We start from the raw sequence: 24,876 nt of genomic DNA on the forward strand, positions 1-24,876 counted from the left end.
GATGAGAAGAAGCTCAGGATCATGGGTGCTGACAGTAGAAACACCACACGGCTCAGTGCAAAGCCCAAACCCCCTGGCCATCAGCCCAGTTAGAGTCAATCGCCACACGCAAACTAAGCAGAGACAAGGCGGCGGAAGTCGTGGGGAGCGAACTTCACCTCGGCGAACCGCGGGTCGGTGTCGATCAGTCCCTCCGCGGCCCGGCGGATCATCCGCCACATCGTCGTGGTGGACATCGCCCGCAGTCCCCCTGCGTGCACGTTTTGGAACAGGTAGGGCAGCGGCTCGCTCCAGACCTTTTCGTGCAGGTCGTATCGGACGCAGGTCGGAACGGTGCCGTGCGCTGATGTGGCGGCGGATGATCTGGGCGATGACGTGGAAGAGTTCTGCGGACATCGGGATGACCCGTTCTCGGTCGCTCTTGGACGGCGTGATCACGAGCAGGGCGACGACTTCACCGCTCGGGCGCTGGTAGTTGCGCACGCTCAGGTGAGTCAGCTCGGTCAGTTCCTCGGCGCGCAGCCCGGCCAGCCGGAGCGTCTCCACAATCGCCCACTGCCAGAACGCCTGGTTCTCGGTGTGCGTGAGCTGTACCAACTTCCCCGTCACCCGGTTCACCGCCCGGATCGGCGCGGTCGTCGGGTCCCGGCGTTCAGCGTCGATCTTCGCGGAGACGCGCTGCCACTCGGTCCCATCGACAATGAAGTGCTCACCGAGCCCGACCGCACGGGCGCTCTCCAGCACAGTGCGTTGCCGCTGCCACTGATCAGTGACGTGCTAGGACAGGACCGGCAGCAGCGGCTGGCGTTCCCGTGTGCGGTTGGCCATCCGCTCCTGGACACGGCGCCGGCGGACATGGAACCAGCGCACGTCTTCATCGCGGATCGGGCAGGGCGCCACCCACTGGGCCCAGCGTTCCGGCTCTGCGACCGCCCAGGTGTGCAGGTCCAAATAGAAGGCGCGGACCGCGAGGAAGGGGCCCTCGACGTGCAGCCGCGGCTTGCCGTCCGGCCGGACGAGCAGGCTCTCCTTCCAGTGGGTGACCGCCTCGGGCGACAACCGCAGGTCAGCCTGGTCCGGGTTGAAGTCCTCGATCACCTTCCAGAACCGGACGAGGTTGGTCACCAGGGAGGTGAGGGTGGAGTGGTCGACCTCGACCGAGCGCCGGCTGATGTAGTGGATCAGCAGGTCGCGAACACCCCGGTTGCGGACCTTGTGCTTGTCGACGAGTTCGGCGACAGGACGTTGGCCCTTGACCACGGCGGCCCGCAGCGTGCCTGGGGTCGAGGCCGGGAAGTGCCCCATGTTGGAGAGGATCGGCCAGGCTTGAGTGGCGGCGAAACAGCCGTCCCCGCCCGCCTCACCGGCCGTGACGCCGTACTTCCTGGACTCCGTCGCGTAGAAGAGCAGGGCCTCCGGCGTCAGGTCGGCGATGTCGATCCCGAAGACGGTCAACGGGACGATCACGTCGAACTGGGCCCGCCGAATCGACTGGCGGCTCACGTTCAGCGACAGGGTCCGCTCGCAGAACTCCTCCAGCACCGGGTCCTTGGCGATGGTGCGGAACCACCGCAGGTAGTGGGAGAAGCGGTAGGAGCGGAAGGCCAGCAGCGACGGCTGGATCAGGCGCATTGCGAAAGCGTGGCCCGCAGAGGTGTTCATGGTGCTCTTGATCGCCCTGCTGCGGCCCTGGTAGAGCTGCTGGGCCTGGCGTTCCCCACTCGTTGAGTCCGGCCGCTTCCCACCGCTCCTGCCATGTGTCGCCGGGGAACTCCTGCAGGTGTTCCAGCAGCCGTTGCATCTCCGTCGTCCACTTCGCGACACCGGAGCCGATCCCGAGGACCGTCCCGGCCAAATCTGCGATGTCCTCGATGGAAGCGGTCGACAACTCGCCCAGAGGCCGGGGCGGATGGACGGGCCTCGGCGGAGGCGTGGGCTCCACCGCAGTCGGCTTGAAGCTGAAGTCCCGCTCGTAGATCTCCAGCGAATGACGGCGTACTCGTCCGGTGGTCGGGCCCTTCACCCGGGCACTGTTGCCAGCCTGACTACCGGGCACCGAACACCACCGCCACGTCCTGCGGGTCGTACTGCTGGGACCACGCGGCCGGCTGGGCCGGGCGCCCGTAGTGCTCGGCGAGCTTGTCGACCAGATCGTCCAGGCCCACCACGGTGTAGAGGGCCGTGGTGGTGACATGCGCGTGCCGAAGGATCGTCTGCACCTCCGCCAGAGTCATCTCCGGGTCCCGGGCGAACCGGGTCGCTGCCGTGTGCCTCGCGTCATGCAGCGTCCAGTTCATGCCCAGCTGCTCCGTCGCCCGCTGGAGAATCCGCCGGGCTGCCCAGTAGGTCAGCGGACGCGTCTCGCCGCGGCGAGTGCGCCAGATCAGCCCGCCGTCATCAGGCAAGCCGACGTCGTCGAGGTAGGCCGCCAGGTAGGCCAGCGCCTCGGGAGACACAGGCACTGGCTGACGGTCCCGGGTCCCTTTGGAGACGACCACAACTGGCCCTTCTGCCAGTCGATATCGGCAAGCCCAACACCCAGCAGTTCGGTGGCCCGCGCCCCGGAGAATACGTAGCAGGCCAACAGCGCCCGATCCCGGGCGCACCGCATGTATGCGAACAACTCCTCCCACTGAGCATCGGGAATCGCCCGCGGCTGACGGACTGGAACCTTCGGACGCAGACGGCCCCGACGATGCCGACCGGGAACCTCCAGCGGCGACCGGTGCGTTAGCGTCGCGCGGCGGGCCCGATTCTCCGGCACCGGGTTGAGCACCGGCCCACGTCCGAAGTGCAGGTGGAAGGCATAGAAGCCGTGCACCACCGACAGGCTGTGCGCGATCGTCGCCGGGGCATACCCCGCTGCCAGGACCCGCTTGCCGGTTGTCGGATTCACCGACCCGGGAGGGGACCCGCCCTCACGACATCTGTGCCGCTGCGGATTGCGGGCACACCGCAGCCAGCCCACCATCGCGGCTGCCTCCGCCTCCGTGGCCTGCTCCCATCCGACGTCCACGGTCCACAGCACCCGGAACCAGCGCAGCAGGTCGTACGCGTAACTCCGGCAAGTCAACGGACTCACGTCCCCCAGCAGACGGTCCCGCAGATAGCTGCTGACCGGCTCGACCTCACGCCCCGCACCATCCACCACCAGCCACGGCAACGACACCGACGTACCAGCAGCAACCGCCCCGATCCTCGACAGCCGTACACGGCCATCCATCAGATCTCGATGTACCCGGGAGAACTCATGCGACAACGACATGCCCAGATGCTCCTGACGCACCGCCTCCAAGTCGAGCCGTGGCCTGAGTTAGTGCAGTCAACTGACCCAACGATCCACAACCCCGGCAAGGCCGTCCGACTCGGTCGACCCGGCCGGCAGGAGCCCCGGGCGAGAGGGCGGGCGTCAGAGTCACATCAACGACGCGTCAATAGGGCAAGGGCCACATCTGCGGTGGTAGCCGGGCAGGTGCAACCCCGGGCGAGGTGGCCTGCGACCTGATGCGCACCGCGACTTCGTCCGTTGAGGGGGTGCCGCGCCGGCGGCTCCCCCCTCAACGGACGAGCCTTACGGCTGCATGACGTACGCGCCGGACAGCGCCTCTACCTGTGTCCAGACCCGGGCCGCGCGCCCGGCGTCCGAGACCGGGCGGCGGACGTGGGCCAGCGCCCAGGTGGCCTGCTCGTCGGTTGTTGAGCTCTTGCCGTGCAGCTCGGTGGCATGCGCGGAGAAGTCACGCACCAGGACGTCGAAGATCTCGTCCAGCAGGTCGGCGTCTGTGCCGGTCAACTCGGCCTGCTCCAGTACCAGCTGGCCGTAGACCACCAGGGCGAAGAGCTGGCCGATCTCCAGCAGGAAGTCCAGGTCCTGCTGCTGGGCCTCGCTCGGCGCATGGGTGAGGAGGAGCGTGCACAGGCCGTCCGCCTGCTCGCGGAAGCGGGCCACGTTGGGCAGGTGCGCGTGCGCGTCGTAGGCGGTGCGCCAGTCGTGGAAGCGGATCGCGCCCAGGCCCCGGGCCGGGCCCTGTTGGAACAGGAAGGTGTCGTCGGCCGGGTCGAGGCGGCTCGGCACGGCGGGGTACTCGGCCGGGTCGAAGAGGTAGTTCGCCATGAACTTGAGGATCAGGGCGAGGTTGACGTGCACCGTGCCCTCCAGCTTCGGCAGGCCGCGGATGTCGCGCGCGGCCTTGTCGAAGTAGGTGTCCGTCTCGAAGCCCTTGGCCGCGATGACGTCCCACATCAGGTCGATGACCTTCTCGCCCTCGGTGGTGACCTTCATCTTGGTCATCGGGTTGAAGAGCAGGTAACGGCGGTCGTCAGGCGAGGCGGAGCGGAAGTAGTCGACAGCGCGGTCGCTGAACAGCTTCATCGCCGTGAGGCGGGTGTATGCGTCGGTCAACTCGCGGCGCACGTGCGGGAAGTCGGTGACTTTTCGGCCGTACAGCACCCGGTTGTGTGCGTGCGTGACGGCCTCGTACATCGCGTGCTCGCAGATGCCGATGGACGCGGTGCAGAGGTTGAACTTGCCGACGTTGACGGTGTTCAGCGCGGCGTCGAAGGCCGCCTTGCCGGTGTGCAGCACGTCCTCCACGTGCACCGGGTAGCTGTCGAGGCGGAACTCGCTCACGTACATCTGCGAGTTCACCACGTTCTTCACCAGGTGGTATGCCTCGTGCCGGCTGTCGGCGGCGAAGAAGACGTAGCCGTCCGGACCCTCGACGTCCGAGCGGCGGCCGAAGACCGAGACCAGGCCGGCGACGTTGCCATTGCCGATGTAGTACTTGGAGCCGCTCGCGGTGAAGCCGCCCTCGCCGTCCGGGGTGAGGATCATGTCGGTCGAGTAGATGTCTGCGCCGTGCGTCCGCTCGGAGAGACCGAAGGCCATGACATGACCCTCCGTCAGGAGCTTGGCGGCACGCGCCCGCACCGCCTCGTTCTCGCTCTGCCAGACCGGCCCGAGGCCCAGGATGGTGACCTGCCAGGTGTACCAGTAGCCCAAGCCGTAGAAGCCGAGGATCTCGTTCAGCTCGGCGATCCGCGCGGTGTCCCAGCGCTTCGAGCCGTCTGCGGAGGCGGGGGTGAGGAACTCCGCGAACAGCCCCTCCTTCGCCGCGAATTCGAGGAAGTCGCCGTACCAGGCGCGGTCGACGTAGGTGTCGATGAGTGCCTTCTTGCCGCGCGACTCGAACCAGTCGACGGTGGCGCGAAGCAGCCGGCGGGTGCGCTCGTCGAACTGCACGGGGTCGTAGGTGCGCGGGTTGAAGAGCATGTCAACTCCAGTTGAATGAAGGTCAGTTGGCGAGTCGGTGGAACGTGGCGAGCACGTCGTCCAGCCAGGCGAGGGTCATCCGCTCGTACTCGATGCCGCCGCGCAGTACCACGTGCTGCAGCTCCTGCTGGGCGGAGAGCGAGGTCAGTTCGGGGAAGTCGCGCTGCTCACCTGTGAGGTAGCGGGCCAGCAGTGCGGCATGGCTTTCGCGGTGCCGCTCGACCTCGGAGATCAGTGAGGTCAACGCGGCCCGGTCGTCGAAGGCGGCGGCGCGGATCTTGACGGCGAGTTCATGCCGGACGGTCTCCGGTTCGACGGGCTCGCGCAGCCAGGAGGCCAGGGCCGCCCCGCCCGGACCGGCGGCGGAGTAGACCTTCTTATCGGGCCGACCGTCCTGAGCGACCTCCTCGGCGGCGATCCAGCCGTCCGTCTCCATCCGGCGCAGCACCCGGTAGATCTGCTGATGGGTGGCAGTCCAGAAACGGCCGATGGAGCGGTCGAAGCGGCGCGCCAGCTCGTACCCGGAGCCGGGCTGTTCCAGCAGGGAGACGAGGATCGCGTGCTCGAGGGCCATGTCCGCATCCTGCTATGCAACGAGTTGCATAGGCAATGACACCCGGCCCCGTTGAGACACGGATCACGCGCGGCAGCCACTGCCTCCCGCGGACCAGCGCACCTGGACACCAGGCGGCGATGTGCCACGCTCTGCCGGCAGTCCAAGGTACGGCGGGTGCGGGTCCACGACCCTGCGGCAGAGGTGCGCGTCCCTACTGCGCGCACAGGGCATAGCCGCTCGGACCATCATGGGGAGACGCTGGGCCACAGCTTGAGCGCCGCGACGGGCACCCGGCCCACGACGATTCGGCTCTGGACCGAATTGTTGGACGGGGCGTCCAGACGCACGGTGCAATGTCCCGGGCGACCCCTCGTCCAGCCATGCAAGCCGCCCGCACAGTCAGGAGACCAGTCGCATGGTCAAGCTCCGCAAGATGCGCCGCTCCATCGCCACGGCCACCCTCGCCTCCCCTTGGGGGTCACGTATGTCCGTCCGCCGCGCCACCCGCCGGTCCGTCGCCATCGCGGCCGCAACCTTCGTCGCCGCCACCGCGCTCACCGCTGCCGCCCCCACCGCCTCCGCCCACGCCGCGGGCTGCGACCCTAACGGGCAGCGAATCATGCTCGGCCCGTCCACCCCCGTGCAGGTCTCCAAGTACAACAGCCCATGGAGCACCATCGGATACCTGTACATGGGCTGGATCCCGTCCTGCTCGTGGGCCTACGCCGAGATCGACTGGATCAACGGCTGGCAGGGCGACGTCTCCGGCAGCGTCTACATGAACTGGAACGACCCCGCCCACAACAGCGCCGAAGGCCGTGTCTCCTTCCAACCCGGCGGCCCCGTCTCCTGGGTGTCCCACATGCTGTACGAAGGCCCCGGCACGCCCTACATTCCCGGCCGCTCCTTCACCGCCGCCGCGCAAATCACCGTCACCATCCCCAACTGGGGCTTCGCCCAATGCGGCCCGAAGGTCATCGTTGGCAACACCCACGACTTCTCCAACGGCGCAAACAGTGGCGTCGGCGACGGCCACTGCCACGTCTGAGAGGGTGATGCATCCTGCGGATGATGTCTGATTCTGGGGCGTCGGGTTTCCCAGGCTGGGGTGGTTTCACCGGTGCGACGACCAGCAACATCAGCAGCAGGCCGAGGGTGTCGGTGACGATGCTCCGCTTCCGGCCGACGATCTTCTTGGCAGCGTCCGTTCCCTGCTCGGCGGCCGGGACGCTGGGCGAGGTTTTCCCGCTCTGCACGTCGACGATGGCGCCTCAACGCCACCGAAGACCTGGAAGCCGCCGGCGAGAACATCGTGCTTGCCCGAGCAGTCCGGCCGACTCTCGTCCCCGGTGCGTCGGCGGGTCCGCACCACCGTGCGCGGGCGCCCTCGCCGCGGCAGCCGGGTCAGGCGGCATCATGGAAAACCAGGCCGAGGGCATGGCGACGGCCGGAACGTACGGTGCTGACCCCGTGCCGCATACCGCCGGCGGACCAGCCGCGGATGGAGCGGATCGGCCGGTCGCGGGTGGCGAAGACCAGGCCATGCCCCTGTGGAAGCGCGGTGGTAATGCCACGCGACTGGGCCCGGGGCCGCTGTTCGACGAGCAGGAACTCGCCGCCGGTGTAATCCGCTCCGTATTCGTCGAGGCCGATGACGACCTGGAGTGGGAAGAGCATGTCGCCGAAGACATCGCGATGCAGGGCGTTCCAGTCATCCTGCCCGTAGCGCAGCAGGATCTGCGCGGACCTGTCCTGGCCCGCCGAGTGACACATCGAGATCCACTCCGCAAGGCTGTCGGGCCAGGGCGCCGCCCGTCCGAGCCGTTCCGCCCAGTCCCGGGCGACGGCGAGAAGGTGTGGATACAGTGCGCCGCGCAGCTCCCTGACGGGATCGGGAAGGTCATGGGTGAAGTAGCGGTACTGGCCCGATCCGAAGCGGTGGCGGGCCATGTCCACGGTGGAACGGAAGCGTTCGGCCTCGTCGTAGAGGGCGGTGAGGGTGCGGCACTCGTCATGGGTGAGCAGCGGAGGCGTCAGGGCGCAGCCCTGGGTGTCGAGTTGAGCGGCCACGGCCGGCCAGTCGGCCGCGGCCACCCGCCGGCGGGCCTCGCCGGCAGTGAAAGTGCTGTTCATACGGTTTCTCCGGAGTAGGTGGACCGCGTGATCCGCGGCCGCCGGGCAGTTGTCTGCGGGGCGAGGCCGCGCGGGCTGCCACACGTCAGATGAGAACGGGCTGCAGGGCCCCTTCGTGGATCAGGAGATCCTGCTTGCGCCCGACGCCGCCGGCGTAGCCGCGCATCGTGCCGTCCGCGCCGATGACCCGGTGGCACGGGCGGACCAGGAGCAGCGGATTGGCTCCCACCGCCGCGCCCACGGCGCGGATTTCCGCGCGCTCGATACCGAGCTGGTCCGAGAGGCGGCCGTAGGTGGTCGTCGTGCCGTACGGGATATCGTCCAGGGCCTCCCAGACCCGTTGCTGGAACGCCGATCCGCCGGGCACGAATTCCAGATCGAAGACCCTCGCTCCGCCGGCGAAATAGGCCCGCAGCTGACGCGTCACTTCGGTGAATGCCTGCTCGTCACGCTGCCAGCCGTCCTGGACGGCTGCGGCGTTCTTCCGGCCCTGCATCGACAGGGACGCGAGCGCGATGCCGCCCCTGGCCGTGGCGGACTTCTCGCCCACCAGAAGAAGATCGCCGAGGGGGCTTCCGGCTGTGCTGTAGAGCGTCATCGTCAGGTCCCTTCGTAGCTTCGTAGTGGTCCCACTTCCTCACTATGCTCCGGGCCGGAGGCCGGGGCTGGCGGAAATCGGACGGGGCGTTCACCGACTGCGGGGGCCTGGTGACCACGCCGAGCCGACGTCAACGGGGCAATGCATTGCTGAGTTCCGCGTCCGTTTTGGGCGGGAAGAACTCGAAGGAGAAGGACCGGGTTCCTGTGGCCAGGATCTCGCGCAGGGTGCTCATGAGGGGCCTCCATGAGCGTTGAAGTGGCCGGCTTGGGGGTGGTGGATGATGATCGCGTCGGTGGACTGCTCGGGGTGCAGCTGGAACTCCTCGGAGAGGATGACGCCGATGCGTTCCGGCTTGAGCAGGTCCATGATCTTGGTGCGGTCCTCCAGGTCCGGGCAGGCCGGATACCCCAGCGAGTAGCGGCAGCCCTGGTACTCGGTACGGAACATCGCGTCCAGGTTGTCCGGGTCGGCGCCCGCGATGCCCAGCTCAGTGCGGACCCGGCCGCGGGCCGCTCTGGATGGGGTCTGCGGAGACAGCGGGCCCGGGACGCCTGAGGTCCGGGGGATCCCCGGAACCTGCCGCGAGCAGCCGGACGAGGACCGCCGTGACCAACGTCAGCACCGCCACCACCACCGCCACCACCACCACCGCCAACGCCACGGCCGCCACGGTCGGCGGCCGGCGACGGGATGCCGCCGGCGTCCTTCGGGAGTGCTGCGGCACGACCGGCCGAGCAGGGCACTGAGAGGCCGGGGTGGCTGGGGTGGCCGGGCGAGAGCTGCCGGAGCCGCCAGGGGATGGGCCGGCCGGGGACGGAACGGTTCGCGGAGCCTCAGCGATGAGCCGGGAGGCGACCGCGGCGAGTTCGGACACCCCTGCGGACTCCCAGGCCGGCCCGAACGCCGCGACGGCCGTCCGCTCCACTTCGGCGACCAGTTCCGCTGTTCCCGGGCGTCGCTCCGGTCCCTTGACCAGGCCCGATCGGAGCAGCGACCTCAACGGCTCTGGGACCACCGCCACGGAGACGGGTGCGGTCAGATGCCAACTCATCAGGCTGAACGGCTCCTTCGCCTGCGACGGCGGTTGGCCGGTCAGGCAGGGGAGGAACACGCACATCGCCGCGTACACGTCCGCCGCCGGCGACGGGAGACCGCCGCGCCAGACCTCGGGTGCCCGGAAGGCAGCATCCCCCTGAGTGAGCGCCGCTACCGCGAATCCGGTCAGCGCACTGTGCCCGGCGGCGCTCACCACGATCTTGGCCGGCCGCAGGTCCCCATGAGCCAGACCCAGCAGGTGTGCCTCGGACAGTCCCCACAGGGTGCGCTTCAGCAGAACCAGCGCCACCGCGCCCGTCAGCGGACCGTGCCGGTCCAGTATCCGCCGTACGGAGACGCCGTTGACCGCATCCGTCACCAGTGCCGCACCCGGGCCTGCCCCCACGCACAGATGCGGCCGGGCGATCCTCGGGTCTTCCTCGTAGTGACGCAGACCGGCTACGAAGGGGTGACCGAGGAGGGCCAGTGGCGCCGGGGCCGATCCACTCGGCCAGGAAGACCCGGAGCCCCCGCTCGCACAATCGGGACGCCAGCCGCTTGGCCTGCTCGACGTCCACAGCGGCGCAGGAGATGAAGACGTCGTAGCTCCCAGCGGGATCGAGACCGGGCACGGGATCGAGGGCGGGCGGTGGATCAAGGCCGGGTACTGGAGTCGGGCCACCACTCCGGACGGCGAATCTGGTCCCGGAGCGGAACATAGGCGAAGTACGCCACCACCACTCCAGTGATCATGCTGGCGAGCGCGACGGCCAGGTTCGCCCAGTCCATGCGGCCCAGGCTAGTGTCCCGGTCCAAGTTCTGCGCCCTTATGGACTACTGGTACCCGCCGCCGGACCGGGGCGGCGGGTACCAGCGGGAGCGCGGCGAACCAGGCGGAGCCGTACCCGTAGCGGGAGGACCGGGCTTCGGGGGCCGGGTGATCACTGGCCATGATCGGGACCCGGTTACCCTGGTGGGATGGGAGCGGCCGACGCTTCCGAACCACGGGGGTGGGCGGCTGTGCTGCGTGTGACGTTGGCCGGACTCCGGGCGTACAAAGTACGCCTGCTGCTGTCATCGGTGTCGATCGTGCTGGGGGTCGCGTTCATCGCGGGCACGTTCATGATGACCGATTCGATCAATCAGGTTTTCGACCACAGCTATGCCCGCGCCGCGGAGAATGTGGATGCGGCCGTGCAGCCGTCGGACACCGCGAAGCAGCGGCTCGCCGCCCAGCCCGGCGTCACGGTCCTCACCCCGGAAGTTCTGAACGCCGTGCGCCGCGTCAACGGGGTGGCCGCGGTAGCCGGCCGGATCAAGGCACCGGCGCCGATGCGCGACGTCGACGGCCGGCTGATGACGACCGACGGACTCGTCGGCAGTGCCCTGGCGATCCCGGATGACGTGGCACTCAGCAGCGGCACGGTCGTCGCAGGCACACCGCCGCGCAGGCCCGACGAGGCGGTGGTCGACAAGGACACCGTCTCGGAACGGCATCTGACGATAGGTCAGCAGATCCAGATCGTCGCTCACGACCAGCAGGTGCGGCAGTTCCGGCTGGTCGGGGCCATGGAGTTCGGGGTGGACAACCGGGCCAACGGCTTCACGGTCGTGGGGCTGCGGCCCGATGTTGCGTTGTCCGTCACCGGACATACCGGCTACGACCAGATCGACGTACGTGCCGCTGCTGGGATTTCGCAGGCCCAACTGGCGGACCGCCTTCGCGCGGCGCTCGGATCGTCCGCTGATCTCGCGGTCCTGACCGGACAGCAATTCACCCAGGCGACCTTGCTGCACCGCGCGAAGATAGCCGGAAACCTGCCGCAGATCCTCGCGGTCTTCAGTGTCACGGCGCTGCTCGTCGCGGCATTCGTCATCTACAACACGTTCACGATCCTGGTCACTCAGCGGATGCGGCAACTGGCACTGCTGCGCTGTGTGGGCGCGACGCGCAATCAGGTGTTCGTCAGCACCCTGCTGGAGGCAGCGGTGGTCGGGCTGCTCGCCTCGGTGGCCGGACTCTTCGCGGGGATCGGCATCGCGGCGGGGCTGCGGTCCGTGGTCCGGGCCCTGTCCACCGGGCCAGTGCCCGCCGGCGGTGTCGTGGTGCACAGCACGACGGTTGTCGCCGCCTTGACAGCCGGGATGGTCGTAACGGTGGCCGCCGCGGCGATACCGGCTCGCGCCGCGACGGCGGTGGCTCCGATATCCGCCGTGCGCCAGCAGCCCGACACCACCGCTTCCCCTGCCCGGATCGCGGTGCTGCGGCTCTGGGTGGCGATCGTGCTGGGCATCACCGGGATCACGGTCATCGAGTTCGGCACCCGCTCGTCCGAGCTCTATACCGGCATCAAGGTGATCGGTGTGGGTTGCGCGACGGTCTTCCTCGCGGTCCTGGCGATCGGCCCGGTCGTCGTCGGACCGCTGACGCGGGTGCTCGGTTGGTTGCCGGCCAAGGTACTCGGCACGCCGGCGAGACTGGCAGCCGCCAATGCGCGGCGCAACCCGGGGCGGACGGCCACGACGATGGCGGCCCTTTCGGTCGGCGTGATGCTGATGAGCCTGTTCACCGTGATTCAGGATTCGGCCATGGTCACCCAGTCGCAGTGGATCGAGGCGCACAATCCCTACGACTACTCGGTCGACCCGCTCGCCGGTTCCGACCAGACCGTGCCGTTCAGCGTGGCGGCGGAGCTGCGCAAGAAACCTGAACTGGCCCATGTCGCCGCGCTCGACGGTACGAAGACCAATGTCAACGGTCACCCGTCGGATGTGGGTGCCGTTGAATCGAGTGCCTACGGCTCGCTGTTCCAACCGAACGTGCGCGAGGGCTCCCTCACCGACTTCACCGCCGGGACGGTCGCCGTCTCCAACGAGCTCGCCGCGACGCTGCGTCTGAAGGTCGGCGACACCGTGAGCGTGGCGACACCGCGTTCCGGTACCGTCACCGCCCGGCTCACCTTGATCTACCAGGTCTACACCGGGCATGGGATCGACTGGTTCGACGTCCTCCTGCCCCGCGAAGATTTCCTCCGCGGCTTCGCACCCGCCGGCGACACCCAGGTGCGGATCCTGGCCGGAGCGGGCGTGAACATCGCTGATTCGCGCGCGGCCGTCCAGGGCGTCATCGCCGCGCTGCACCTGCTCCACATCGGAAGTCTCGCGGAGAAGAAATCGGACCTGTCCGGCAGTGCACAGTCGACCCTGACACTGTTCACCGTGATGCTCGCCATGGCGATCGTGATAGCCGTGCTCGGCATCGCCAACACACTGTCCTTGTCGGCCGTGGAACGCTCCCGGGAGTCCGCTCTGCTCCGCGCCCTGGGCCTCTCACGCGGCGCGATGATGGAGATGCTCTGGGTGGAGGCCGTACTGACGGCCCTGCTGGGCACCCTCATCGGGCTCACCCTCGGGGTGTCGTTCGGCTGGGCGTTCGAGCAACTCATCGGCCACAGCCAGGGCGGCGCCGTCCTCAGCGTCCCGGTCGCGAAGCTACTCGCCTATGCGGCGATCGCCACGGCGGCGAGCCTGTGCGCAGCCCTGCTACCGGGCAGCCGCGCCGCGCGCGCCTCGGTGGTTACCGCCCTGGCGGACGCCTAGAACGAGCCGGCCGTGGCCCTGTGCGGGTCCCGCCGGGGTCGGTACGTTCCGGATGAGCCGACCCTGGCTCGTAGGGCTGCCCATCCTCCCCCTGAACGCGACCCCGAAGCGACCCCGAGCGCGGCCTCCGCACGCGAACTCCCGCAAGCGGCACCGGAGACGAGCGCGCTGAAGACCGTGCATTCGGATGGGCCGTACCCGTTGACGATGCGGGTGTCCGGCAGGGCCCGCACGGCGCGTGCGACGTGCTCCTGGGAGAGTGTCTCTCCGCCGATCAGGAGCTGGTTCAGGCCCGCAGCGAGGACACGTCGACGTCGACCGCCGTTGAAGGCGGCCGACGTCAACCAGAGCACGGTCGCACCGCACGCGGCCGCCTGCCGGGCGACGGCCAAGTTCATCGGTACGCCCGACCAGGTGGCGGACACCATCACCGCGTGGTTCGAGGGCGGTGCCCCCGGACGGGTTCAACAGCATGGCACCCGCCCTGCCGTCGGGCCTGGAGACCTTCATCGAGCAGATGCTGCCGATCCTGCGCAGCAAGGACCTGTTCCGCGAGGAGTACGAAGGCACGACCCTCCGCGAGCACTACGGGCTCCCGGTACCGGCGAACCAGTTCCACTAGGCAGAGACCGAGGTGCTCCTGCCGCTTCTCGGAGCGGCGGCAGACCACCAACGCTCCTCGTTCAGGGGGTGAGCAAGACGTACGGGGACGCCTGCGCCGCATCGCCCTTGTCCCACGCGCTGTTGCGGTCGTTGTGGAGGTCGAAGGACTTGCCGTCAGAGTAGACGTAGCGGTAGTCGCCCAGCACGTAGGCAGCCACCGCGTCTGCAAAGGCCTCGGTCCACGCGCATCCCTTCGAGCCGGCGATGTCGAAGGTGTGGTTCTCGCAGTTCGGCGCGTCCGGGAACGAGTGGTTGTACAGCTGGAAATGGAGCCAGTGCCCGGCCTCGTGGAGGATGGTGTGCTTGGAGCCGGCGTCGTCGGCGGCGAGGACGACGTTGTGGGTGTCGGGATCCCAGTAGCCGCCGTCGACGGCGTCCGAGGCCCAGGTGAAGGTCAGCTGATCGCAGCTGGTGTTGGTCTGGTGGCGGGTCCAGCACACGGATCCGGAGGTGTCGGCGGCGACGGCTTTAGATCGGCTGGTTCTCACCGGCTTCGACATCCCGGTGCTCGTACATGAGCGTCCCGCTGATGCAGATCTGGGCGGCGGCCTGGGAACCGGCAGTCGGTTGGCTGCCGGCCCTGGACGGACCGCAGGCCACCAGGCCCACCAGCAGCGCCACGAACTCACGGTGTCGGCCGACGGCACCCTCACCGTCGACGACGCCGGGCCGGGTATACCGGCCGAGTTGGCCGGCTCCCTGTTCGAGCGCTTCCGGAGCGGCTCCGGATCCACCGGCCTCGGCCTGTCCATCGCCTCCTGGGTCGCCCACACCCACGACGGCACACTCACCGCCGGAACCAGCCCGCGCGGCGGTGCCCGCTTCACCCTCCGCCTCCCCGCACACCGCCGGTAGCGCCCGGACAGGCCCTGGGTGGTTCACCGCGCCCAGCGGATGCCATGGAAGCCCGGGGAGGCGTCGAAGTCGACCACGTGGGCCAGCCTGCCGTCGATGAGGCGGAGCGGGGCCACGTCCTTGTGCAGGGAGTGGCTGTCGAGCCGCCAGATCCGGTGGACCCGCTTGACGCCGACCTCGGGTTCGAAGCGGACGGCCAGTTCGAGACGCCGACCGGCGCCGCTGAGCCAGCGGCCGTAGTACGACTCGCAGGTCTCGGCCGCCACCTGGTACTCCAGCGCGAGCGTCTCGCCGCGGCCGAGTGGTGCGAACAGCAGCTCTGCGGCAACCAGTTGGGCCTCGGGGTCGGTACGCACACGCCCGAGCCGGGTGTCCCGTCCGGCCTGGATCTCGGGCGGCGCACCGCTGGAGACATGGCAGAGCACCACATGCCGGTCGACGCCGGAGCGACGGGCTCGGACCACGACGCGGACGACGGCCAGACAGCCGCTCACCGTCACCGTCACGTCGTCCTGCACGGCAGGCACGTCCAGACCAGGGTCGCCGGACACGTCGAGTGCGGCCCGGAGCCGCGCGGCGGCGGGCCGAGAGGTGCCTGGGGAGAAGCTCTGACGACGGCCTCGGTGGGCGGGCTCCGCCAGCAGTCGCCGCAGGGCACCGTCCGGCAGGTCGAGCACGACCTCCAGCGCGGCGACAGCTCGAAGGCTGTCCACGCGCCGGGGACGGCCGGCCCCGCGCTGCCAATTGCTGAGCGTGGAAACGCTCACCGGGAGCCCGCGACTCGCGAGCCGCTCGCGAAGGCGGTCGAGGCTGAGGCCGCGGGAGTCGATCGCCCAGCGCAGCGCCGTATGGAACGGGCCGGTGAGGAGGACGTCATGGATGTCGTCGATCGGGAACCTCCCCTTACCCGCCGGTACTGGAATTCCATCGCCGCAGCGCCATTCTTGCAGGCAACGCCGTTCTGTGGCTTCCCCGCACCCCCACCCGATCCGGAGAACCGGCTTCCCACCGGCTCGGACAGCCACCACGATGTCCGCGAATCCCTGCCTCCTGTGTCCGGCCCGACAAGCAGCATCGAGCACCTCTCTGCACATGGTCACTCCGGGTTGGGACTCATCCAGCGCCTCCCGCACACCACTTGAGGAGCCCCTGTGCGTATCCGCCGTCCAGCCATCGGCCTCACCGCCACGCTCGGCCTGCTCTGTGGTCTCGCCGCCTCCGTCACCGCTGCCCCGCCCGCTTCTGCGGCCGTCAGCCCGCCGCGCCCGGACCACGTGGTGATCGTGCTGTTCGAGAACACGTCGCAGGGCTCGATCATCGGCAACCCCCAGGCCCCGTACTTCAACCAGCTGGCCAACACCGGGGCCGACTTCACCAACTCCTTCGCGATCGAGCACCCCAGCGAGCCGAACTACCTGGACCTCTTCTCCGGCTCCAACCAGGGAGTCACGGACGACTCCTGCCCGCACACCTTCGGCACCGACAACGAAGGCGCCCAACTGAGCGCCAAGGGGCTCACCTTCGCCGGTTACTCCGAGGGCCTCCCGTCGACCGGATCCACGGTCTGCACCTCCGGCAGGTACGCCCGCAAGCACAACCCGTGGGTCAATTTCAGCAACGTCCCGTCCTCGGCCAACAAGCCGTTCTCGGCCTTCCCGACCGACTTCACGCAGCTGCCCACGGTCTCCTGGGTGGTCCCCGACCTCTGCAACGACATGCACGACTGCTCGATCCCCACGGGCGACACTTGGCTCAAGACCCACCTGGACAGCTACGTCCAGTGGGCCAAGGCCCACAACAGCGTACTGATCACCACCTTCGACGAGGACGACAGCGCCGGGAACAACCAGATCGCCACCATCTTCAACGGCCAGCCCGTCAAGACCGGCAACTACGCCGAGCGGATAGACCACTTCAGCGTGCTGCGCACCATCGAGGACATGTACGGCCTGCCCTACGCCGGCGCCGCCGCCCAGGCCACCCCGATCACCGACGCCTGGACCACCGGCGGCCCGAGCGGCAACGTCACGGTCACCGCGCCCGGCGACCAGAACGGCACCATCGGCACCGCGACTTCGCTGCAACTGCAGGCCACCGACACCGCAGGCGGCACGCTGAGCTGGTCCGCGACCGGCCTGCCCGCCGGACTCACCGTCAACAGCACCACCGGCCGGATCTCCGGAACCCCGACCACCGCGGGAACCTACTCGGTGACCGCCACGGCCACCGACTCCACCGGCCCGTCCGGCAGCGCCACCTTCACCTGGACCATCGGCGGCGGGACGGGCGGCTGCACCGCGGGCCAGTTGCTCGGCAATCCCGGCTTCGAGACCGGCACCGCCTCCCCCTGGACCGCCACGAGCGGCGTAATCGACAGCGGCTCCTCAGAACCGGCCCACTCCGGCGGCTGGAAGGCCTGGCTGGACGGCTACGGCAGCACCCACACCGACACCCTCTCGCAGACCGTCACCATCTCCGCCGGCTGCAAGGCAAGCCTCAGCTTCTGGCTGCACATCGACACCGCCGAGACCGGCACCACCGCCTACGACAAGCTGACCGTCCAGGCCAACTCCGGCACGCTGGCGACCTACTCCAACGTGAACGCGGCCTCCGGCTACCTCCAGAAGACCTTCGACCTCTCCGCCTACGCCGGCCAGACCGTCACCCTCAAGTTCACCGGCACCGAGGACTCCTCACTGCAGACCGGCTTCGTCATCGACGACACCGCCCTCAACGTCTCCTGACCGCCATCCGTGTGCGCCGGGCTGTGATCCCCCGGTGTCCTCGGCTTCCTTGGACTGCTGCGGTAGCCGGGCGGCGGTGTGCCGCCCGGCCGGCCGTCAGGTGCGGCAGGCGCAGTAGACCGAGCAGCGGCGCGGTTTGCCGAGTCGGCCGGGTGTCCAGAAGTGCTCCGGTGCGCTCGGCTGGCACGGCGTCGGCCATGCGTCCGAAGGACGTGGCAGTCGGTGGGGGTTCACCAGCGCATCGCACTTCAGCAGGGCCTTCCGCGGCGCCTACGGCATGACCCCGCGCGAGTGGAGCGCGATGAATCGACGTAGTTCCGACGTGGTTCCCGGGTGATGGCCCGGCCGGGCGACGAGCGAGGCCCATCGCCCGGCCGGACACGTCGGGCCTACCGCTGCGCGTCGGCGCATCGCTCCAGCACGAGCCGGAGCGCCTCGTCCGGCGTCGACTCCTTGCAGCAGCTGCCGCATGGGGACGAAGCCGGCCGGACGCACCCAGGTACGGTCCACGGCCGGGACCTGCGGGTCCGCCGCCGCGTTGAGCGTGATGACGACGTTCACGCTCAACGAGGCGAGCGATCTCACGATGGCGGCGAGAGCGTCCGGGGCGTCGACGAACCTTCCCAGCGTCACCAGGACCAGCGGCGGGTTCCCGTGACCCGCGAACCGCGGCACGGACCAGGCGTCGTGCTCGGAGGAATCGGAGGAATCGGAGGAATGCGGCTCGGGGCGCACGGTGATCCGGTCGCCCGGTGGAGTCCAGTCCTGGCGATGCAGACGGTCGGGCCAGGGATCGAGATGGGCCAGGCGCCGTGTGGGCGTCAGACCGCGCTCGGCGTACCGCGGGAGGACGGCGCGGTCCAGGGCCGCGGTCAACTGCTCGTCCAGTGCCAGGCCCCAGCCATGGGACGCCCATGGCACGTTGAGAGCGGCGGCGACCAGCGGGCCGATGCAGTCGACCACCTCGGCGATGATCAGGTCGGGGGCGAAGTCGCGGGCCACGACGAGCGCCTCGTCGACTCCCAGGTCCACGCGGGCGCCGCCGAAGAACTCGGCCGGTGTTGCGGGGGTCGTGTCGGTGCCGGCATCGGCTCCGGTGCGACGCATCACTTCGGCCAGGGTGGCCTCCACAGTCGCGCCCGCGGGCAGAACCCGCAGTGGGGCGACCGCGTCGGCCATCGACGCGTGGGTGACCAGCGCGGTGTGGTGACCGGCGCGGCGGGCGGCCGCGGCCAGCGGCAGCAGAGGTAACAGGTGCCCGAAGGCGGGAGTGCCGAAGAACAGGATGCGCATGGGATTCCTAGAACGTGGGTGATGCTGCGGGACGGCTGCCGGGGACCCGCATCGGGTGGGGTACGAGGGGTCAGGGAGCCCCGCGCAGCACGAGCTTGCCGCGGGTTCGGCCGCTCTCGCCCCGACCGTGGGCGTGCGCGGCCTGATCCAGCGGGAAGACCTCGTCGATCTCCACCTTCACCTCGCCGGTGTCGATGAGTTCGGCGATGCGCGTCAGGGCGGGGCCGTCGGGCGCGACCAGGAAGGCGCTGGTGCGCAGGTGCCGGGACTCGGCTGCCTTCAGCAGCGCGGGCGAAACGCCGGAGGGGATCGCGACGATGAGACCGCCTTCGCGCAGCACGCTCAGGGAGCGGATGCTGGTGTGGTCGTGCTCGTCGCCCACCAGGTCGATGACGACGTCGATGTCCTTGACCGCGTCCTCGAAGGGGACGGCGGTGTAGTCGATGAGTTCGTCGGCGCCCAGTTCGGTGAGCCAGACATGGCGGCCGCTTGTGGCGGTGCCGATGACGTGGGCGCCCAGGTGTCTGGCGAACTGGACGGCGAAGTGCCCCACGCCGCCCGCGGCCGCGTGGATCAGCACGCGCTGGCCGGGCTGGACGCCGGCGGTGTCGACCAGGGACTGCCAGGCGGTGAGGGCCGCCAGCGGGACGGCGGCAGCCTGTTCGTGGCTCAGGGCCGCGGGCCTGCGGGCGAACTGCCGGGCGGGCGCGGTGACGTACTCGGCGTAGGCGCCGGCCGCGCGGGGAAACCACGGCATCCCGTAGACCTCGTCGCCGGGCTTGAGAGTGGTCACCCCGAAACCGGTGGCCTCCACCACTCCGGAGACGTCCCAGCCGGGGATGAACGGGCCGTCCCGGGAATCGGTCCGGGCGCAGAAGGCTTTGAGCTCCGTGGACAGGACCCTAGGATCGATGACCGGCCGGGTTTTGACCGTCAGGGCAGATGCACTTGACCGAGAGCGAACAGCACATCGTCCGAATCCTGGCCCTGACCGCACGAGAATCCTCCTCGCGAGGCTTCCTACCGTTGGAACCGGGAGACTCTCAGCACGGAGGGTTGTACGGGAGGTCCGGAACGTATTTCTTCCATTCCTCTCTGGTGATCTTGCTGGCGATCACGGTGCATATGTAGGCGGCGACCTGGTCGGTGTCGGTGTTCCACAGCCAGATGGTGCTGTTGCTGGCGGAAGCAGCGAGGGTGCGGCTGTCGGAACTCAAGGTGGTTGGATTCTTGGCTCCACCGCCATCGCCCGCGGCGCCCGATTCCGGGGCGGCGCGGGCGATGGCCAGTACCGTCAGACCGTCAGGCGCGTTCCGCGGTGAGGGCGGCCAGCTCGCGGTCGACTGCGAGCCGGTGCTCCTCGGCGTCCTCCCGTGCCTTCTTGGGACTCCAGCGTCCGGACATCACGAAGATGAACGGCAGGAACAGCGCCTGGCCGCCCACGCACACCCACCACCACGTACGCCACTGCCCGGGGCCGTCCGCGGCGGCCTTCTGCACCTTGGGCCCGTACTCCTGCAGCAGCCGCAGTTGGGGCTGCGCCTTCTGGACCACCGCCAGGTCGGACGGCCCGACCTCCTTCACCGCGCGGGCGCCGAGGGCCGGCGGGACGGCCGTGGGCGGGAACTTGCCGAGCTCCGCGAACAGTTCCTGGTGGGCGCCGACGACGGCGAGGGCGGGAGCTGCCTGGACGTGTGCCGCCTGTACCTCGGCACCGTGGTCGACCAGCGGGGTGACCGCGGTGACGAGCACCGGGATGAAGGCCGCGGAGACGGCGACGACGGCCCGGATGATCCATCCCCAGATGGCCAGGCCCGTGGCCGTGGCTGCCGGATTGTGCTTCTCCACCGTCTCGGTGAAGCTCGCCATCCACGGTGCGTAGGCGAAGCCGGCGAAGGCGCCGATGCCGACGAACAGCCAGGCGAACGTGTAGTAGCTCGTGCCCGGATGGGTGGCGCGCATCGCGAACGCGGCGGTGACCACGATCGAGCCCAGCGCCCCCACGACCATGAACGGCTTGCGCACCCGGAGCCGGTCCGACAGCAGACCGGCCGCCACCAGGGCGACCGCGTTCGCGGCCCAGTACCAGTTGGCCACCGCGTTGGCACGCTGCTCGCTGTAGCCGAAGACGGTCGCGAAGAAGACGACGAAGTTTCCGACCGCGGCGAAGTACAGCAGCAGGTAGACGCTGATGGCGAAGGCCGAGCCGACCACGTCCAGCCGGAGCATCTGGCGCCAGTGCCCCTGCTGGGCGGCCTGCGGGTCCATGCCCTTGGCCCGGGCTTCGACAAGGGCGCGGTCGCGCAGGCTGACCATGATCTGGTCCCGTAGCGCGGGCGAGAGCTCGCGCAGCGCGAACAGCGCGACGACGAAGATCACGAGTCCGGCCGCGCCGGAGTAGCGCAGTTCGTCCTGCCAGGAGGAGGTGGTGAGGGTGTTGCTGGTGACCGTGGTCACGACGAGGCTGCCGATCACCGGGCCCATCGTCCAGTACCCCATGGCGGTGGCCCGCCCGAGCTGCGGCGAGAAGTCGCGGATCAGCGCGGGAGTGGCGACCAGGACGACACCCTCGATGAAGCTCACACAGGCGAAGAGCACCAGGTACGTGGTCTTGTCGGCGGCATTCGGCAGCCCGAACAGGACCAGCAGCGCGGCTGTCAGCAGACCGTAGACGACCATATTGGCCCGCCCCCAGCGATCCGCGAGGCCCGCGGCCAGGGACGCGAAGGCACCGATCGCGTTGCCGATGACCGAGACCCAGATGAAGTAGCTGTAGGTCATGTGGAAGTGCGTGATGATCGATGTGGCGACCGCGTACTGGATGTAGAGCATGTAGTACAGCACGACGGTGGTCACCACGACGATCGCCAGGTACGCCATGCGGCGGCCGGTGGCGGGGTAGTGCGCCAGGTCGCGGTGCCACAGGCGGGCGGCGAGGCCGGGCCCGGGCCTGACGGGCAGGTAGGGGACGGCGTTGGCGTCTTCGTTCGACGACGGGGACGTGGACATGCGGCTCCTCCTGGATGCCGGAAACGCGGCATCGGCGGGTGCGGCTTCGGGGGCGTGGCCAGAGGGTAGTACCGACCAGTCGGTACGGCCTAGACGTGTGCACGAGGCAATCGAAGTCGGCTCGACGGCCACGCAATCCGACGGCCTAACACCCCGGGGGCCTGCTCGGATCCGGGCCGGCGGTCGCGCTATCGTCCTGTTTCGGGTCCGTGCACCGGACGCCGACCCCGCAGCGCCGCCGCTGATCCTTCACGCCAGGCGGTTCGTCGCGCCGAAACCGGTCGGAAACCAGCTGCATCTGAAGAGGGGCGAGGTCCTGCGATGGCCGTCTACGAATCGGTCACGGACGCGATCGGCGGAACGCCCCTGTTCCGGCTGGCACGTCTCGGCGACGGAATCTCCACGCCGGTCTATGCGAAGGCCGAGTTCCTCAACATCGGCGGCAGCGTCAAGGACCGTGCCGCGCTGTCGATGGTGGAGGAGGCCGAGCGGGCGGGGCTGCTCCGGCCGGGCGGGACGATCATCGAGGCGACGTCCGGGAACACCGGCATCGGGCTGGCCATCGTCGGCCGGCAGCGCGGCTACCGGGTCGTGGTCGGAGTGTCCGACCGCGCCGCCAGGGAGAAGAGCGACATCCTGCGGGCCTACGGCGCCGAGGTCGTCCTCGCCCCGACCGCGCTGTCCAAGGACAGTCCTGACCACCTCTTCCATGTGGTGCGGAGGCTGGCCGAGGAGATCCCCGGCGCCTGGCTGGCGAATCAGTACGACAACCCCGCCAACCCCGACGCCCATGTGCGGACCACGGGGCCGGAGATCTGGGAGCAGACCGGCGGCCGGGTCACGCACTTCGTAGCCGGCGTCGGCACCGGCGGCACCATCAGCGGCACCGGCGGCTTCCTCCAGAAGGTCTCGGGCGGACAAGTCACCGTCGTCGGCGCGGATCCGGAGGCGTCGGTGTACTCCGGCGGCGACGGCAGCGCCTACTTCGTGGAGAGCATCGGCCACTTCGTCCATCCGGAGACGCAGGAGGACGTGTGGCCGGAGTCGTACCACCAGAACGTGGTCGACCGGTTCGAACGGGTGCCGGACCGGGAGTCGTTGCTGACCGCGCGGCGGATGGCCCGCGAAGAGGGACTGCTGGTGGGTCCCTCGTCGGGAACGGCGGTGGCCGCGGCGCTGCGGGTGGCGCGGCGGCTGGGCCCTGACGACCTGGTCGTCGTCCTGCTGCCGGACTCGGGCCGGTCCTACCTCTCCTCGGCGCTCAACGACGACTGGCTGCGGCAGCGGGGCTTCCTGGAGGAACCGCGCCACAGCGGCGACACCGAGCCGACGGTGCGCACGGTGCTCGGTGATGCCCCGGACCGCGGCGAGCGTCTGGTCACCGTCCCTTCCGCCGCCTCGCTCGGCGAGGCGCTGACCGTGCTGCGTGCCGGGCACGCCACCGTCGCACCCGTGGTGCTCGCCCGTGCCGGCCGGCCGTTCGGGATCAGCGCCACCGAGATCATCGGCTCCGTCGAGTCCGCCAGGCTCCAAGTGGCAGTCGACTCGGGGGCGGCGCGCCCGGAGGAGCCACTGCGCGACCACCTCGGCCCGGCGCTGCCGATCGTCGGCGTCGGCCAGCCGCTCTCCAGCGCGCTCGCCTCACTCGACACCCCCGGACACCGCCACGAAGCCGCCGTGGTGCTGCTCGACGGGCGCGCCTACACCGTGGTGCACCGGTCGGAGTTGCAGGCCGGTCCTACCGCGACGCGCACACCGTATTAAGCGGGCAGGGCCGACACCCTGTGGACCGGCCATCGCCGCGGCCACCAGTACGCCGTCAACAAGAAGGAGACCTACGCCGGCGAACGTCCAGCGCCACCCTCACCATCGGCCACGACGCCTGGGACGCCCTCGTCGCCATCGTGGGTCAGCCACCTCGCCGGGCTGGCGAGGAACCTTCCATGTCCGGCGGATGATCGGCGGGCGTTCGGCGTACCAGCGACGGCCTCGGCGCCTCCGGTACGCCTCCAGTACGCCTCCAGTACGGCTACCTGTACGGCTACTTCGGCGCCCGCCGGAAGCGGACATGTGCGACACCGGGCGAGCTGACGAACTCCACGCACTCATAGCCGTCGGGGCCACCGTCGAGGTGATCGAAGAGCCGCTCGCCACCGCCGAGCAGGATGGGAACGACCGCCAGGTGCATCTCGTCGATCAGGCCTGCCCGGAGGTACTGCTGGACGGTGGAGGCGCCGCCGCCGATCCTGACGTCGGCACCTTCGGCGGCGTCCTTCGCCCGGTCGAGTGCCGCTTCGATGCCGTCGTCGACGAAGTGGAACGTCGTGCCGCCCTGCATCGTGATGGAGGGATGCGGGTAGTGGGTGAGCACGAACACCGGGTGGTGGTACGGAGGGTTCTCGCCCCACCAGCCGGTCCACTGATCGCCGCCCCACGGTCCGCGGACCGGGCCGAACATGTTGCGCCCCATGATGGTGGCGCCGATGCCCACGTCGCCCTGGGCGAGGAGCTCGTCGTCGAGGCCCTCGTCACCGCCGTCCGTGTCCTGCATCCGATGACCGGTGCGCGTGGCGAAGGCCCATTCGTGCAGCCCCATGCCGCCCACTCCGAGTGGGTTCTCGAGGCTCTGATCGGGTCCTGCCACGTACCCGTCGATGGAGACCGCGAGATTGTGTACGCGCAGCTTCGGCATGGGTGTCTCCCCGTCCGTTGATCGAGCGCTTTGCTGGATGACGTCGCCACCGGTGGCACCGGCGCAATCGGCGGCATCGGCGGAATCCGGCACTGTCGTCATCGGCACCGCCGGATCCCTCGACGTTCTCTCATCCCCACAGAACCATGCATCCACAGCCAGGTCGTGGACCTGATCGAGAAGTCTCGCGTGTCATCCGGCCGTACCGCATATCGCGACGGGCGTTCAACACTTCGACACAGCCGCGGTTCCGGGATCCGCCGTATTGACGTGATCTGCCCCAAGCGTTCAAACCTCGTGCTCCGGCGGCCGGTTGTGGAGATTCCCGTGCTACTTCTTGACGCCATCGAAACAGGGTTGTAAACATCACCCCACCGGGAGAGCGCTCTCACGGAGATTTCAGCCTCCATCACGGACCCCCAC

At 69.2% G+C, this 24,876-nt stretch carries 25 protein-coding genes and 3 pseudogenes; 7 read left to right on the top strand and 21 right to left on the bottom strand.

Annotated features, from left to right (window positions below; translation table 11 throughout):
• From QMK24_RS16135 to QMK24_RS16160, 6 genes are all read right to left on the bottom strand, one after another.
• Window positions 1-744 (bottom strand): site-specific integrase (locus QMK24_RS16135; RefSeq protein WP_502989145.1); only part of this gene is annotated, 744 nt, incomplete at its 3' end.
• Between the two features lie 33 nt (window positions 745-777).
• Window positions 778-1,632 (bottom strand): hypothetical protein, encoded by an 855-nt coding sequence (locus QMK24_RS16140; protein WP_283466667.1) that lies wholly within the window; start codon window positions 1,630-1,632, stop codon window positions 778-780.
• Window positions 1,633-2,045: 413 nt separating this feature from the next.
• A complete protein-coding gene (locus QMK24_RS16145; RefSeq protein WP_349361992.1) occupies window positions 2,046-2,498 on the bottom strand; it encodes a tyrosine-type recombinase/integrase in 453 nt (150 codons plus the stop codon).
• On the bottom strand, window positions 2,384-3,265 hold the full coding sequence (locus tag QMK24_RS16150) for a site-specific integrase (RefSeq protein ID WP_283466669.1): 882 nt from the start codon (window positions 3,263-3,265) through the stop codon (window positions 2,384-2,386). Before QMK24_RS16150 ends, QMK24_RS16145 begins: the two co-directional genes overlap by 115 nt.
• Window positions 3,266-3,571: 306 nt before the next feature.
• Entirely contained in the window at window positions 3,572-5,272 is a 1,701-nt protein-coding gene (locus QMK24_RS16155; RefSeq protein ID WP_283466670.1) for an acyl-CoA dehydrogenase family protein, read from the bottom strand.
• A gap of 22 nt (window positions 5,273-5,294) precedes the next feature.
• A complete protein-coding gene (locus QMK24_RS16160; protein ID WP_283466671.1) occupies window positions 5,295-5,846 on the bottom strand; it encodes a PadR family transcriptional regulator in 552 nt (183 codons plus the stop codon).
• A 397-nt stretch (window positions 5,847-6,243) separates the two neighbouring features.
• Between QMK24_RS16160 and QMK24_RS16165 the strand changes: the two genes are divergently transcribed.
• A complete protein-coding gene (locus QMK24_RS16165; protein ID WP_283466673.1) occupies window positions 6,244-6,876 on the top strand; it encodes a hypothetical protein in 633 nt (210 codons plus the stop codon).
• A 79-nt stretch (window positions 6,877-6,955) separates the two neighbouring features.
• Here the strand turns inward: QMK24_RS16165 and QMK24_RS16170 are convergent.
• The 6 genes and pseudogenes from QMK24_RS16170 to QMK24_RS16195 all read right to left on the bottom strand — a co-directional run.
• Window positions 6,956-7,096: pseudogene (locus QMK24_RS16170) on the bottom strand (IS5 family transposase); the annotation flags it as partial.
• A 136-nt stretch (window positions 7,097-7,232) separates the two neighbouring features.
• Window positions 7,233-7,961 (bottom strand): 2OG-Fe(II) oxygenase, encoded by a 729-nt coding sequence (locus QMK24_RS16175; protein ID WP_283466675.1) that lies wholly within the window; start codon window positions 7,959-7,961, stop codon window positions 7,233-7,235.
• A gap of 85 nt (window positions 7,962-8,046) precedes the next feature.
• Window positions 8,047-8,559, bottom strand: coding sequence for a methylated-DNA--[protein]-cysteine S-methyltransferase (locus tag QMK24_RS16180; protein ID WP_283466676.1), 513 nt, complete (start codon window positions 8,557-8,559; stop codon window positions 8,047-8,049).
• Window positions 8,560-8,790: 231 nt separating this feature from the next.
• A pseudogene (locus QMK24_RS16185) lies at window positions 8,791-9,063 on the bottom strand (vitamin B12 dependent-methionine synthase activation domain-containing protein); the annotation flags it as partial.
• Window positions 9,050-10,282: a protein kinase domain-containing protein gene (locus QMK24_RS16190; RefSeq protein WP_349361993.1), complete on the bottom strand. Its 1,233-nt coding sequence runs from the start codon at window positions 10,280-10,282 to the stop codon at window positions 9,050-9,052. The pseudogene QMK24_RS16185 and the gene QMK24_RS16190, both read right to left, overlap by 14 nt.
• A complete protein-coding gene (locus QMK24_RS16195) occupies window positions 10,252-10,386 on the bottom strand; it encodes a hypothetical protein (protein WP_283466678.1) in 135 nt (44 codons plus the stop codon). The genes QMK24_RS16190 and QMK24_RS16195 overlap by 31 nt, the downstream gene beginning before the upstream one ends.
• A 231-nt stretch (window positions 10,387-10,617) precedes the next feature.
• Between QMK24_RS16195 and QMK24_RS16200 the strand changes: the two genes are divergently transcribed.
• A complete protein-coding gene (locus QMK24_RS16200) occupies window positions 10,618-13,197 on the top strand; it encodes an ABC transporter permease (RefSeq protein ID WP_283466680.1) in 2,580 nt (859 codons plus the stop codon).
• On the opposite strand, the gene QMK24_RS41825 is transcribed toward QMK24_RS16200, so the two are convergent.
• Window positions 13,194-13,625 carry an AMP-binding protein gene (locus QMK24_RS41825; protein WP_502989146.1) on the bottom strand — a complete coding sequence of 144 codons (432 nt, stop codon included), beginning with the start codon at window positions 13,623-13,625 and terminating at the stop codon, window positions 13,194-13,196. The two genes, QMK24_RS16200 and QMK24_RS41825, sit on opposite strands and share 4 nt — an antisense overlap.
• A 44-nt stretch (window positions 13,626-13,669) precedes the next feature.
• Here QMK24_RS41825 and QMK24_RS41495 point away from each other — a divergent pair, with 44 nt between their 5' ends.
• A complete protein-coding gene (locus tag QMK24_RS41495; protein ID WP_349307897.1) occupies window positions 13,670-13,819 on the top strand; it encodes a hypothetical protein in 150 nt (49 codons plus the stop codon).
• A 61-nt stretch (window positions 13,820-13,880) separates the two neighbouring features.
• On the opposite strand, the gene QMK24_RS16210 is transcribed toward QMK24_RS41495, so the two are convergent.
• The gene (locus tag QMK24_RS16210; protein WP_283466682.1) at window positions 13,881-14,360 is read right to left on the bottom strand and encodes a hypothetical protein; all 480 of its coding nucleotides are present in this window, start codon (window positions 14,358-14,360) and stop codon (window positions 13,881-13,883) included.
• Complete coding sequence (locus QMK24_RS16215) at window positions 14,329-14,481, bottom strand: hypothetical protein (protein ID WP_283466800.1); 153 nt, start codon at window positions 14,479-14,481, stop codon at window positions 14,329-14,331. The genes QMK24_RS16210 and QMK24_RS16215 overlap by 32 nt, the downstream gene beginning before the upstream one ends.
• Window positions 14,482-14,490: 9 nt before the next feature.
• On the opposite strand from QMK24_RS16215, the gene QMK24_RS16220 reads away from it, so the two are divergent.
• A complete protein-coding gene (locus QMK24_RS16220; protein ID WP_502962602.1) occupies window positions 14,491-14,715 on the top strand; it encodes a sensor histidine kinase in 225 nt (74 codons plus the stop codon).
• A gap of 23 nt (window positions 14,716-14,738) precedes the next feature.
• Here QMK24_RS16220 and QMK24_RS16225 read toward each other — a convergent pair whose 3' ends face one another.
• Entirely contained in the window at window positions 14,739-15,428 is a 690-nt protein-coding gene (locus tag QMK24_RS16225; RefSeq protein WP_283466683.1) for a hypothetical protein, read from the bottom strand.
• A 570-nt stretch (window positions 15,429-15,998) separates the two neighbouring features.
• Between QMK24_RS16225 and QMK24_RS41500 the strand changes: the two genes are divergently transcribed.
• Window positions 15,999-17,459 (top strand): alkaline phosphatase family protein, encoded by a 1,461-nt coding sequence (locus tag QMK24_RS41500; protein ID WP_502989147.1) that lies wholly within the window; start codon window positions 15,999-16,001, stop codon window positions 17,457-17,459.
• Between the two features lie 220 nt (window positions 17,460-17,679).
• Window positions 17,680-17,760, top strand: a pseudogene (locus QMK24_RS41505) (AraC family transcriptional regulator); the annotation flags it as partial.
• Here QMK24_RS41505 and QMK24_RS41510 read toward each other — a convergent pair.
• From QMK24_RS41510 to QMK24_RS16255, 4 genes are all read right to left on the bottom strand, one after another.
• Window positions 17,730-18,752, bottom strand: a complete 1,023-nt coding sequence (locus QMK24_RS41510; protein WP_349307895.1) for a hypothetical protein — start codon at window positions 18,750-18,752, stop codon at window positions 17,730-17,732. The pseudogene QMK24_RS41505 and the gene QMK24_RS41510 overlap by 31 nt on opposite strands.
• Window positions 18,753-18,822: 70 nt before the next feature.
• Window positions 18,823-19,749 (bottom strand): NADP-dependent oxidoreductase, encoded by a 927-nt coding sequence (locus QMK24_RS16245; RefSeq protein WP_502962601.1) that lies wholly within the window; start codon window positions 19,747-19,749, stop codon window positions 18,823-18,825.
• 46 nt (window positions 19,750-19,795) lie between these two features.
• Window positions 19,796-19,969, bottom strand: coding sequence for a hypothetical protein (locus QMK24_RS16250; protein WP_283466684.1), 174 nt, complete (start codon window positions 19,967-19,969; stop codon window positions 19,796-19,798).
• 85 nt (window positions 19,970-20,054) lie between these two features.
• Window positions 20,055-21,761 (bottom strand): MFS transporter, encoded by a 1,707-nt coding sequence (locus QMK24_RS16255; protein ID WP_283466685.1) that lies wholly within the window; start codon window positions 21,759-21,761, stop codon window positions 20,055-20,057.
• 321 nt (window positions 21,762-22,082) lie between these two features.
• Between QMK24_RS16255 and QMK24_RS16260 the strand changes: the two genes are divergently transcribed.
• Window positions 22,083-23,525, top strand: coding sequence for a pyridoxal-phosphate dependent enzyme (locus QMK24_RS16260; protein WP_283466687.1), 1,443 nt, complete (start codon window positions 22,083-22,085; stop codon window positions 23,523-23,525).
• A gap of 277 nt (window positions 23,526-23,802) precedes the next feature.
• Here QMK24_RS16260 and QMK24_RS16265 read toward each other — a convergent pair whose 3' ends face one another.
• Window positions 23,803-24,453 carry a dihydrofolate reductase family protein gene (locus QMK24_RS16265; RefSeq protein ID WP_283466690.1) on the bottom strand — a complete coding sequence of 217 codons (651 nt, stop codon included), beginning with the start codon at window positions 24,451-24,453 and terminating at the stop codon, window positions 23,803-23,805.
• Between the last annotated feature and the right edge of the window lie 423 nt (window positions 24,454-24,876).

This window comes from Streptomyces sp. PH10-H1 (genome assembly GCF_030063355.1).
Classification (GTDB): Bacteria; Actinomycetota; Actinomycetes; order Streptomycetales; family Streptomycetaceae; genus Actinacidiphila.